Annotated in this window: 11 protein-coding genes and 1 riboswitch; of the genes, 9 read left to right on the top strand and 2 right to left on the bottom strand. The window is 72.3% G+C overall.

All coding sequences use genetic code 11. The features are described 5' to 3' along the window. Nucleotides 1-153: 153 nt before the first annotated feature. From ACFV3R_RS33750 to ACFV3R_RS33715, 8 genes are all read left to right on the top strand, one after another. Complete coding sequence (locus ACFV3R_RS33750) at nucleotides 154-1074, top strand: DUF881 domain-containing protein (protein ID WP_385591151.1); 921 nt, start codon at nucleotides 154-156, stop codon at nucleotides 1072-1074. Further along, the gene (locus ACFV3R_RS33745; RefSeq protein WP_385591149.1) at nucleotides 1071-1403 is read left to right on the top strand and encodes a small basic family protein; all 333 of its coding nucleotides are present in this window, start codon (nucleotides 1071-1073) and stop codon (nucleotides 1401-1403) included. The genes ACFV3R_RS33750 and ACFV3R_RS33745 overlap by 4 nt, the downstream gene beginning before the upstream one ends. A gap of 381 nt (nucleotides 1404-1784) precedes the next feature. Next, nucleotides 1785-2672, top strand: coding sequence for a DUF881 domain-containing protein (locus ACFV3R_RS33740; RefSeq protein WP_385591157.1), 888 nt, complete (start codon nucleotides 1785-1787; stop codon nucleotides 2670-2672). Between the two features lie 148 nt (nucleotides 2673-2820). Then, nucleotides 2821-3591, top strand: a complete 771-nt coding sequence (locus ACFV3R_RS33735; RefSeq protein ID WP_385591155.1) for an FHA domain-containing protein — start codon at nucleotides 2821-2823, stop codon at nucleotides 3589-3591. Between the two features lie 17 nt (nucleotides 3592-3608). Continuing rightward, nucleotides 3609-4370: a MerR family transcriptional regulator gene (locus ACFV3R_RS33730; RefSeq protein WP_385591146.1), complete on the top strand. Its 762-nt coding sequence runs from the start codon at nucleotides 3609-3611 to the stop codon at nucleotides 4368-4370. Between the two features lie 102 nt (nucleotides 4371-4472). Next, nucleotides 4473-4946 (top strand): bifunctional nuclease family protein, encoded by a 474-nt coding sequence (locus ACFV3R_RS33725; RefSeq protein ID WP_385591144.1) that lies wholly within the window; start codon nucleotides 4473-4475, stop codon nucleotides 4944-4946. A 258-nt stretch (nucleotides 4947-5204) separates the two neighbouring features. Beyond that, complete coding sequence (locus ACFV3R_RS33720; RefSeq protein WP_385591141.1) at nucleotides 5205-5804, top strand: MerR family transcriptional regulator; 600 nt, start codon at nucleotides 5205-5207, stop codon at nucleotides 5802-5804. 60 nt (nucleotides 5805-5864) lie between these two features. Continuing rightward, nucleotides 5865-7274, top strand: a complete 1410-nt coding sequence (locus tag ACFV3R_RS33715) for a DNA polymerase IV (RefSeq protein ID WP_385591139.1) — start codon at nucleotides 5865-5867, stop codon at nucleotides 7272-7274. A gap of 87 nt (nucleotides 7275-7361) precedes the next feature. Here ACFV3R_RS33715 and ACFV3R_RS33710 read toward each other — a convergent pair whose 3' ends face one another. Beyond that, nucleotides 7362-7739 (bottom strand): PRC-barrel domain-containing protein, encoded by a 378-nt coding sequence (locus ACFV3R_RS33710; RefSeq protein ID WP_385591137.1) that lies wholly within the window; start codon nucleotides 7737-7739, stop codon nucleotides 7362-7364. A gap of 113 nt (nucleotides 7740-7852) precedes the next feature. After that, nucleotides 7853-7954: riboswitch (glycine riboswitch) on the top strand. Nucleotides 7955-8141: 187 nt separating this feature from the next. On the opposite strand from ACFV3R_RS33710, the gene gcvP reads away from it, so the two are divergent. Next, on the top strand, nucleotides 8142-11024 hold the full coding sequence (gene gcvP, locus ACFV3R_RS33705; RefSeq protein ID WP_385591135.1) for an aminomethyl-transferring glycine dehydrogenase: 2883 nt from the start codon (nucleotides 8142-8144) through the stop codon (nucleotides 11022-11024). Nucleotides 11025-11185: 161 nt separating this feature from the next. Here gcvP and ACFV3R_RS33700 read toward each other — a convergent pair whose 3' ends face one another. Beyond that, complete coding sequence (locus tag ACFV3R_RS33700; RefSeq protein WP_385591132.1) at nucleotides 11186-11389, bottom strand: DUF5999 family protein; 204 nt, start codon at nucleotides 11387-11389, stop codon at nucleotides 11186-11188. Between the last annotated feature and the right edge of the window lie 314 nt (nucleotides 11390-11703).

The raw sequence follows: 11703 nt of genomic DNA, 5'->3' as shown, positions 1-11703 counted from the left end.
GTGGTGCCCCGGCCCTCCCGGGTCGGGGCACCACCCCTGTGCGGGGCCGGAACCCGCGCTTCCACACCCTCGGGGAAAGGCCACCGGGGCTCCCGCCCCCTTCTTCCGAGGCCCGTTGGGAGAGCACAGCCTCCACGTGCGACGATGTGCGGCATGTCGCACCAGCAGCCCGACCGGAGCAACGCCAGGTTCGCTCCGCGCCCTGACGCCTCCATGTCGCTGCTGACCAACGTGATGGACCACAGCCTGGACGACGGGTACGCCCAGGCTGCCGCCCGCCGCGCCGCCACCGGCCGGCAGGGCCTGCCCAGGACCGTCAGGGCGAAGCTGGTACTCGCCGGAGGCCTGGTGCTCGCCGCACTCGTCGTCACGCTCGGGGCGGCCCAGGCCCAGGTCTCGGCCCCCACCCTGGCCAAGGAACGCCAGGAGCTGATCGACCGGATCAACAGGGAGACCTCGGACGCCGACTCCCTCCAGGGACGCGTCGACAGCCTCCGCAACCAGGTCGACACCATGCAGCAGCAGGCGCTCCACCCCCAGGACAGGAGCAAGGCGGAGCTGCTGGCCCTCCTGACCGGCTCGACGAAGGCGAGCGGCCCCGGCGTCAAGCTCGTCGTCGACGACGCCAAGGAAGCCGTCTCCGACGCGGGCGGCCCCCGGGAGACCAACGACTTCTCCGACACCGGCCGGGTCCGCGACCGCGACATGCAGCGGGTGGTCAACGGTCTGTGGCAGTCGGGAGCCGAGGCGATCTCCATCAACGGCCAGCGCCTGACCTCCCTCTCGGCCGTCCGCGCCGCGGGAGACGCCATACTGGTGGACAACAGGCCGCTGGTACCGCCCTACACGGTGCTGGCGCTGGGTGACGGCCAGCGGCTCAGCACGGCCTTCCAGGACAGCCCCGACGGGCAGTACCTGCACGCACTCCAGGACAACTACGGTGTGCGCACCGCGATCTCGGCGGAGAAGGACCTGACCCTGCCGGCCGCACCGAGCCTGATCGTAAGAACCGCAAAGCCGAAGGCCGGTGCCGCCGCAGGGGACGGCACCGACACAGGGAAGGGCACATCGTGATCGCCGTACTGGGCCTCGTCGTGGGAGTCGTGGTCGGGCTGTTCGTCCGGCCCGTGGTACCGACGGTGGTGGAGCCCTATCTCCCGATCGCCGTGGTCGCCGCGCTCGACGCGGTCTTCGGCGGACTCCGCGCCATGCTCGACGGCATCTTCGACGACAAGGTGTTCGTCGTCTCCTTCCTCTCCAACGTCGTGGTGGCCGCGCTGATCGTCTTCCTCGGCGACAAACTCGGCGTGGGCTCCCAACTCTCCACCGGCGTCGTCGTGGTGCTCGGCATCCGGATCTTCTCCAACGCCGCCGCCATCCGCCGACACGTCTTCCGGGCCTGACCGATGAGCGAGGAACACCGCCCCGGCGACGAGCCGGAAAACCGCCACAACCTCCCGGACCAGGACGACAAGGCCACGGACCGCAGCGTGAACGAGCCCGCCGACCACCACCCCGAGGACGCCGCGAAGGACGCGGAAACCGGTGAGCCGTCCCGCGAGGGGAAGGACGCCGACCGCCCGGTGGACGACGCCGACGCGGGCCCCGGCGAGACGGCTCCCCACGACCGCTCCGGCACACCGGCGGACGAGGAGACGGAGGCGGACCGGCCCGGCGCGGCCCCGCCGCACGGCGCGGCGGCCTCCCGCGGACCGCAGACCCGCACCGGCAGGCAGGAGGCGTCCGCCGGGGCCGGCTCCGGCGGCGCAGAGGCGCGCCGGCCCCTGCCCGCCGAACTGGCCCGTGCGTCGAGCCCGGACGGCGAGGAGGGCCCGGCACGGCCGGAGCCGTCCGCCGGCGAGGCCGCGTCCCGGGACACGAAGGACCGGCCGAGTGCGGCGGCTGCCGTCCCGACGGACGACACGCCGGAGGGGGAGACGGGCGAGCCGCAGCTCACCGGTCGGCAGCGGCTGGCCGCGGGGCTGTGGCCGCCACGCGTGACCCGGGCCCAACTCATCGTCGCCGTCCTGCTGTTCGTGCTCGGTCTCGGCCTCGCCATTCAGGTACGTTCCACCAGTGACAACAGTGCGCTGCGCGGCGCCCGGCAGGACGACCTGGTGCGCATCCTGGACGAACTGGACAACCGCTCCCAGCGGCTGACCGACGAGCAGCGCTCCCTGGAGGGCCAGAAGACCGAGTTGGAGAACAGTTCCGACCACGCCGAGGAGGCGAGGAAGCAGACGGAGGCCAAGGAGCGGCAGCTCGGCGTCCTCGCGGGCACGGTGGCCGCCGAGGGGCCGGGCATCACGCTCACGATCGACGACCCCACGCACTCGGTGGAGGCGGACAAGCTCCTGGACACCATCCAGGAACTGCGGGCCGCCGGCGCCGAGGCGATCCAGGTCGGCGACGTGCGTATCGTCGCCGACAGCTACTTCTCCGACGTGCGCGGTGGCGTGGAGATCGACGGGAAACGGGTCACCGAGCCGTACCGTTTCCAGGTCATCGGCAAACCGCAGGACCTCGAACCGGCCCTGAACATCCCCGGTGGCGTGGTGCAGACTCTGGAGAAGGAGCAGGCCAAGGTGGACGTGGTCCGGCAGGAGAAGATCACTGTGGACGCCTTGCGGCAGGCGAAGCGGCCTGACTACGCTCGGTCGTCCTCACAGTGAGGCGGTCACGCATGAGGGGTGCCCCGACGGGGCACGTAGGAGCGGGGGGTCGACGTCGCAACAGGGTGACGCGTGGTGGAAACTGTGTGATGGCCATGGACGTTCACAGGATGTCCGGATCTGCCGATGTGTGTACTGAGGGTTCGTCCTGCCCCACGGGCGGGTCTGTTTCGTACAAGGGGAATCGCCCGTGAAGTTGTTTGCGAAGCTGTTCGGCAAGAGTGACCGCCAGGAGGGTGGCCCGGCACGACACCGCGCCGCCGGCCGTCCCGAGGAGAGTGGAGCGGGCGCCGAGCGACCGCTCTTCCGTGACCAGGTGGGCGGCGAGCGTCCGGCCGACCCGACCGCCACCGCCCGTATAGACGTTGGTGCCGCCGCGGGCGCCCAGACGTGCCCGCGGTGCGGCAACCGCAACCCCGAGACCAGCCGGTTCTGCTCCAACTGCGGCGCACCGCTGCGGCAGGGCGCACACCAGGAGCGTCCCTCGGAGACGACGTCCACGATCTCCATCTCCGGGCTGGAGGCCTACGACTCCGAGTCGACCGGACAGACGCCGCTGCCGGCCCTGTCCCCGGAGGCCCAGGCGGCCGTGGACGCGCTGCCCGTCGGGTCGGCGCTGCTGATCGTGCGGCGCGGGCCCAACTCCGGCAGCCGCTTCCTGCTCGACAGCGACCTGACCACCGCCGGCCGTCACCCGCAGAGCGACATCTTCCTCGACGACGTGACGGTCTCGCGCCGGCACGTGGAGTTCCGTCGCGACCCCTCGGGTCAGTTCACCGTGGCTGACGTGGGCAGCCTCAACGGCACCTACGTCAACCGGGAGCGCATCGACTCGGTGGCGCTGGCCGAGGGCGACGAGGTCCAGATCGGCAAGTACCGGCTCGTCTTCTACGCCAGCGGTCGGGGTGTCGGCATCTGACCGACGACGGAAGCCACATGCACCACGGCCTTTCGGGCGGCACCGTTACCACCGGTGCCGCCCCCGCCGACGGCAAGCTGGTGAGCATCGGGACCGTTCTCGGGCTGCTGCGCGAGGAGTTCCCCGACGTCACCATCTCCAAGATCCGGTTCCTGGAGGCCGAGGGCCTCGTCGAGCCGCGTCGCACACCCGCCGGTTACCGCAAGTTCAGCACTGAGGACGTCGAGCGGCTCGCCCGCATCCTGCGCATGCAACGCGACCACTACCTTCCGTTGAAGGTCATCAAGGAGCACCTGGACGCGTTGGAGCGGGGCGAGAGCGTCCCCCTCCCGGCCCTGGCGACCTCGGCCACCTCCCTCGCGGAGGATGCGGGCGAGGAGGCCCCGGAGACCGATGTGGCGGGTGAGCAGGCCGTCACCGATCGCATCGGCCGCTACGAGCTGCTCGCCGCGGCGGAGGTCGGGGAGGGGCAGCTCGCGGAGTGGGAGTCCTACGGCCTGCTCACTCCGTCGGCCGAGGGCGACTACGGCGTCGAGGCCGTCACCATCGCCAGGCTGGTCGTGGAGCTCGGACGGTTCGGGCTGGAACCGCGCCACCTGCGGGCGGTGCGGGCTGCGGCAGAGCGCGAGGCGGGCCTCGTCGAACAGGTGGTCGCCCCGCTGCGACGGCACCGCAACCCCGAGACCCGGGTGCGGGCCGAGGAGACGGTGCGCGAGCTGGCGTCGCTCTCCGTGCGGCTGCACGCCGCACTCGTCCAGGCTGCGCTGCGCTCCCCCTGAACGCCGCCCGGCGGGGGCGCCGCGGCCGAGGTGGGGGGCTCCCCGGTGGGGGAAGGGGTGCCCGACTACCCAAACCGGCCGGGCACGTCCTAGGGTTGCTGTGTGAACGAGCTCGATGTTGTGGGTGTCCGGGTGGAAATGCCCTCCAACCAGCCGATCGTGCTCCTGCGCGAAGTGGGAGGCGACCGCTACCTGCCCATTTGGATCGGGCCGGGTGAGGCCACCGCCATCGCCTTCGCCCAGCAGGGCATGACCCCTGCCCGGCCTCTGACGCACGACCTGTTCAAGGACGTGCTGGAGTCGCTGGGGCAGGAGCTGACCGAGGTCCACATCACGGACCTCCGGGACGCCGTCTTCTACGCCGAGCTGGTCTTCGCCGGTGGTGTGAAGGTCAGTGCCCGACCCTCCGACGCCATAGCGCTGGCCCTGCGCACCGGCACGCCCATCTACGGGAGTGACGGCGTGCTGGACGACGCGGGCATCGCGATTCCGGACGAGCAGGAGGACGAGGTCGAGAAGTTCCGCGAGTTCCTCGACCAGATCTCGCCCGAGGACTTCGGGACCAGCAACCAGTAAGGGCGCTCCACCCGGCGCCGCCCAGGTGCGACGACGCCCGGTCCACGGGGCCGGGCGGGGGGAGGGGTGGGCCCGGACCGGCGAGCGGACCGCGGGCGGCAGAAACAGTCAGCCTTTCCCGCTGCGAGGTCACGCAAAACCACCCGTGGGGTGATTATCACTCGGCGTGGCGAGCGCGGCGATCGTTGACGCACCCCGAGTGACTGCATACCGTCGATGAGGCAGGTCCCGTCCGGGACGCGGAGGACGGAGGTCGGCGTGGGAAGCAGCGGCGACGGAACGGCGGTGGGAGGGGCGGTGCCACTACGCCAGAGCGCGGAGCAGGCGCCCTCGAGGCCGCCCACGACGTCGGGGGAGCGCGAGAACCACACCGTCGGCTACCGCGGCCCCACGGCCTGCGCAGCCGCCGGTATCACCTACCGGCAGCTCGACTACTGGGCGCGCACCGGTCTCGTGGAGCCCAGCGTGCGCCCGGCGTACGGTTCGGGCACCCAGCGGCTCTACAGCTTCCGTGACGTCGTCGTCCTGAAGATCGTGAAGCGGCTGCTGGACACCGGGGTCTCCCTGCAGAACATCCGCACCGCGGTCCGGCACCTCAGGGCCGGCGGCCTGACCGACCTGGCGCAGATGACGCTGATGAGCGACGGCGCGACGGTTTACGAGTGCACCTCGCCGGACGAGGTCGTCGATCTCCTCCAGGGCGGCCAGGGCGTCTTCGGCATCGCGGTGGGCGTCGTCTGGCGCGATGTGGAGGGAGCGCTCTCCGAGCTCCACGGCGAGCGGCTGGACACCGGCGAGACCCTGGTGGGCCACAACCCGCACGACGAGCTCGCCAGGCGGCGCAACAGGGCCGTCTGAGGCCACCCGCCCCGGCGCGCGGCACGACGGTTGTCAGTGGTCTGCGCGATCATCGGTGGTGTGAGACGTGCGCCCACGATCCTGCATCTCGACATGGATGCGTTCTTCGCCGCCGCGGAACAGGCGGCGAAGCCCAGCCTGCGCGGGAAGCCGGTGGTCGTGGGCGGCATCGGTCCGCGCGGCGTCGTCTCCACGGCCTCCTACGAGGCACGGGTCTTCGGGGTCAGGTCGGCCATGCCCACCGCCCAGGCCCGCCGGCTCTGCCCCAACGCGGCCTACCTCGCGCCGCGCTTCACCACCTACCGCCGGGTGAGCGAGGTGGTGATGGAGCTGCTGCGGGGGCTGTCGCCGCTGGTGGAGCCGCTCAGCCTGGACGAGGCCTTCGTCGACCTCGAAGCCGGCGGGGTCGCCGCAGACACCGCCGCCGTCCGCAGGGTGGGGGAGCGGCTGCGGGAGGACATCCTGGCCGCGACGGGACTCACCGGCTCCGTGGGGCTGGCCGGCGCCAAGATGCTGGCCAAGATCGCATCCGAGCAGGCCAAGCCCGACGGCCTGGTCGTCATCGAGCCGGGCACCGAACGCGAGATGCTCGCGCCCCTGCCGGTGCGCACCCTGCCGGGCGTCGGCCCCGCCACCGCCGAGACGCTGCGGCGGGTGGGCATATCCACCGTGGCCGACACCGTCGAGGCCGGCGAGGCGGAGCTGGTGCGGCTCCTGGGCCGCGCGCACGGCGCGGCCCTGCACTCCATGGCACTGGGCCGCGACGAGCGTCCCGTGGTCGCCGAACGGGACGCGAAGTCGATCTCGGTCGAGGACACCTTCGCAGTCGACCTCACCGACCGGGCCAGGGTGCGCGCGGAGCTGCTGCGGCTGGCGGACCGCTGCGTACAGCGGCTCCGGGCCGCCGGCCGCTCGGGGCGGACAGTCGTGATCAAGGTGCGGAACTACGACTTCTCCACCCTCACCCGCTCCGAGACCCTCCGGGGCCCCACCGACGACCCCACGGTGGTGCGGGAGGCCGCCGAACGGCTGCTGGCGGCGGTGGACACCACCGGCGGCGTGCGGCTGCTGGGAGTGGGGGTCACCGGGCTTGCGGACTTCACCCAGGAAGACCTCTTCGCCCAGGTCGCCGGCGAACGGTCGGCGGCGGCCGAACGGGAGGCCGCGGCGGCGGCCGAGACGGTGACGGAAGAGGCGGCGGCGCAGCCGGAGCCGCCCCGCGAGTGGCTGCCGGGCATGGACGTGGTCCACAGCGAGTACGGGGCGGGCTGGGTGCAGGGCAGCGGCGTCGGGCGGGTCACCGTGCGCTTCGAGCAGCCCTGGTCAGCCCCCGGCCGCATCCGCACCTTCCCGGTGGACGACCCGGAGCTGCGGCCCGGAGATCCCCTGCCGCTGGTGGGCGGCCCGCCGCGGGAGGAGGACGAGCTGCGCCGGGAGTGCCTGGAGGAACCCGTCCGGCCCGAGAGCTGAGAGCAGGCGGCCTGCCGCGGCCGGGGCGCCGTGCCCGCCGGGGCGGAGCGTGAGCGGTGGTACGCCCTGCACCAGGTCCTGGCAGTACTACTCCTCCGAGCGCGCCACCCGGCCGAAGTCGCGGTCCTTCGCCTGCTGCTCGGTCGGCGCGGGTGAGACGTCCAGCCGGTAGTGGTGGTAGAGCTGGAGTTCCTGCTCCGGCGAGAGGTGGCGGCCCACACCGAAGTCCGGGGCTTCCCTGACCAGCTTCCGGTCGTAGGGGACCCGCAGCACGTCCCCCTCCAGTTCGCTGGGCTCCAGGGGGACGAAGGCGTCCCGGCTGAACAGGCCCGTCCGTACCGCGGCCCACTCCGGTTCACCGGTCGCGTCGTCCAGGTACACCTCGTCCACCGTGCCGATCTTCGCCCCGTGTCGGTCCAGCGCCTTGCGGCCGATCAGGGTCCTGGGGTCGATGTCGGTCTGCACGGTCCCTCCAGGTGGTTCGCAACTGCCCAGTGACAACCACGAAACGGCACATTCCGCCTCCTGGCCACTCGAGACGCGCCTCAGGGGCCCGCTGGTAGGCTGGCTGTGGCCGCAGAACCCGTGCGGGAGAGCCTTCTTTCGTGTTCCGCGTGAGGGGGCGCCGAAGGAGCAAACCCTCCCCGGAATCTCTCAGGCACCCGTACCGCACGGAAGAGGTCACTCTGGAAAGCAGGACGGGTCGCGGACCGCCGACGTTGCCGCAGCCCGCCTCACCGACGGTGAAAGCCGGCGCAGGCAGGACGCGCCGGTGAAGCTCTCAGGTCGATGACAGAGGGGGAGGCCGAACGGGCACCGGCGCCGAGGTGCCCCGCGAAGGTCGCGACGACCAGGAGGCCCCCGCAGATGAACACCCACCGCTCCCTGACCGAGCTGGAACGCGGCACGCCCTTCGAGGCCCGCCACATCGGCCCGGACCGTGCGGCGCAGGCCAAGATGCTGGCGCACCTGGGCTTCGGCTCCCTGGACGAGCTGGCGGCAGCCGCCGTGCCCGAGGTGATCAGGTCCACCGAGGCGCTCGACCTTCCCGAGGGTCGAACCGAGGCCCAGGTCCTGACCGAGCTGCGCGCTCTGGCCGACCGCAACCAGGTCCTCACCTCCATGATCGGCCTGGGCTACCACGGCACCTTCACACCGCCGGTGATCCTCCGCAACGTCATGGAGAACCCGGCCTGGTACACCGCGTACACGCCCTACCAGCCGGAGATCTCGCAGGGCCGCCTGGAGGCGCTGCTCAACTTCCAGACGATGGTCGCCGACCTGACCGGGCTGCCCACCTCCGGGGCGTCCCTGCTCGACGAGGGCACCGCCGCCGCCGAGGCCATGGCGCTCTCCCGCCGCGTCGGCAAGAACCGCCAGGGCGTCTTCGTGGTGGACGCCGACGCGCTGCCGCAGACCGTCGCCGTGATCCGGACCCGGGCGGAGCCGACGGGTGTCGAGGTGGTCGTCGCCGACCTCGCCGAGGGCATCCCGGCGGACGTCGCCGAGCGCGGCGTCTTCGGTGTGCTCGTGCAGTACCCGGGAGCCTCCGGCGCCGTCCGCGACCCGAGGGCCGTCATCGAGCAGGCGCACGAGCTGGGCGCGGTCGTCACCGTCGCCGCCGACCTGCTCAGCCTGACGCTGCTCACCTCCCCGGGCGACCTCGGGGCCGACATCGCCGTGGGCACCACGCAGCGCTTCGGCGTGCCGATGGGCTTCGGCGGGCCGCACGCCGGCTACATGGCCGTCCGGGAGAAGTTCGCCCGCAGCCTGCCGGGGCGCCTGGTGGGCGTCTCGGTGGACACCGAGGGAAACCGGGCCTACCGCCTCGCACTGCAGACCCGCGAACAGCACATCCGCCGCGAGAAGGCCACCAGCAACATCTGCACCGCCCAGGTGCTGCTCGCCGTGATGGCCGGGATGTACGCCGTCTACCACGGACCGGACGGCCTCGCGGCCATCGCCCGGCGCACACACCGCTACGCGAGCGTCCTCGCGGCCGGGCTGCGGGCCGGCGGCGTCGAGGTGGCGCACGAGGCGTTCTTCGACACCCTCACCGTCCGGGTGCCGGGCCGCGCCGCCGACGTGGTGGCCGCCGCCCGCGAGGCCGGGGTGAACCTGCGGCAGGTCAGCGCCGACGAGGTCGGGATCGCCTGCGACGAGACCACCGGGCGCGGTCACCTCGCCGCGGTGTGGGGCGCCTTCGGCGTCCACGCGGACGTCGAGGAGCTGGACGCCGCCACCCCCGACGCGCTGCCCACCGAGCTGCTGCGGCAGGACGACTACCTGACCCACCCCGTCTTCCACAGCCACCGCAGCGAGACGGCGATGCTGCGCTACCTGCGCACCCTGGCCGACCGCGACTACGCGCTGGACCGCGGCATGATCCCGCTCGGCTCCTGCACCATGAAGCTCAACGCCACGACCGAGATGGAGCCGGTGACCTGGCCGGAGTTCGGCCAGCTCCACCCCTTCGCCCCCGTCGAGCAGGCCCAGGGCTACCTCACCCTCATCCAGGAACTGGAGGAGCGGCTGGCGGAGGTCACCGGCTACGACAAGGTCTCCCTCCAGCCCAACGCCGGCTCCCAGGGCGAGCTCGCCGGTCTGCTGGCGGTGCGCGCCTACCACCGGGCCAACGACCAGGCGCAGCGCACGGTCTGCCTGATCCCCTCCTCCGCGCACGGCACCAACGCCGCGAGTGCCGTGATGGCCGGCATGAAGGTCGTCGTGGTGAGGACCGGGGAGAGCGGCGAGGTCGACCTCGACGACCTGCACGCCAAGATCGAGCAGCACCGCGACGAACTCGCCGTCCTCATGGTCACCTACCCCTCCACCCACGGCGTCTTCGAGGAGCACATCCGGGACGTGTGTGCCCAGGTGCACGAGGCGGGCGGCCAGGTCTACGTCGACGGCGCCAACCTCAACGCGCTGGTCGGCCTCGCCGAGCCGGGTGAGTTCGGCGGCGACGTCTCCCACCTGAACCTGCACAAGACCTTCTGCATCCCGCACGGCGGTGGCGGTCCGGGCGTCGGCCCGATCGGGGTCCGGGAGCACCTCGCCCCGTACCTGCCCAACCACCCGCTGCAGCCGGCCGCCGGCCCGGCGAGCGGTGTCGGCCCGATCTCCGCGGCCCCGTGGGGTTCGGCGGGCATCCTGCCGATCTCCTGGGCCTACGTGCGGCTGATGGGCGGCGAGGGGCTCCGGCGCGCCACCCAGGTCGCCGTCCTCAACGCCAACTACGTCGCCAAGCGGCTGGAGCCGCACTACCCCGTCCTCTACACCGGGCCGGGTGGGCTGGTCGCGCACGAGTGCATCATCGACGTGCGGCCTCTGACGAAGGCGACCGGCGTCACCATCGACGACGTGGCCAAGCGGCTGATCGACTACGGCTTCCACGCGCCGACGATGTCGTTCCCGGTGGCCGGCACGCTCATGATCGAGCCGACGGAGAGCGAGGACCTCCAGGAGCTGGACCGGTTCTGCGACGCGATGATCGCCATCCGCGCGGAGATCGAGAAGGTGGCGACGGGGGAGTGGGAGAAGGAGGACAACCCGCTGCGCGGCGCGCCCCACACCGCAGCCTGCCTCACCGGTGACTGGACCGCCGGGTACAGCCGGAAGGAGGCGGTCTTCCCGGCCGGTGTCGACGCCACCGCGAAGTACTGGCCCCCGGTCCGCCGCATCGACGGCGCCTTCGGCGACCGCAACCTGGTGTGCTCCTGCCCCCCGCTGGACGCCTACGAGGGCTGACCTGCACCTCTCGCCCCGGGCGGGAGGACGAAGCCGTGCCTACGGGCCGGGCGCGTGCACCGCGTCCGGCCCGTTCTCGCGCGGGCGGGGTTCCTGGGCGGCGTCTTCGAAGTGGCGTCGCTCGCCCGGAGGACGCACGGGCGGGACCGCGCAGACGCTGCCTAGGCCGAGGCGGCCGTGCCGGCGGCGACCGGCCGCCGGGGGGCGATCACCTGACCGTCCGGCAGGAACTCACCGGTGTCCTCGAACAGCAGAACGCCGTTGCACAGCAGGCTCCACCCCTGCTCCGGGTGGTGCGCCACGAGGTGGGCCGCCTCCCGGTCCGCGGAGAGGGCTGAAGGGCACGGTGGTTGGTGCTGGCACATGGATGCTGTCTTTCGCTGCGATGAGGTGATGGCCGCCGCACGGCTCACTGAGCTGCTCACTGGCCGCTCCCCCCGTTCGTGAAGTGTGGTGGTACCCAGTGTTGCCCTTTAAACCTCGTTCCGCAGGTATTTCGCAGCAGCGGGACCAACTCGATCCTCAACCGTCACCCTTGCGGGCGTCAGGCGCCAACGACTGCTCCGCCGGGGCGCCTTCGGTCGGGCGGGGCGCCGGGGGGGGCCGGGGGCCCCCCCCCCCCGGCCCCCCCCCCCCCCCCGGCCCCCGGGGGTGGGGCGGTGGGGGCCCCCCGCGCACC

It is taken from the genome of Streptomyces sp. NPDC059740 (assembly GCF_042733155.1).
In the GTDB taxonomy this organism is placed as follows: Bacteria; Actinomycetota; Actinomycetes; order Streptomycetales; family Streptomycetaceae; genus Streptomyces.
This window is presented reverse-complemented; position numbering and strand designations above follow the sequence as displayed.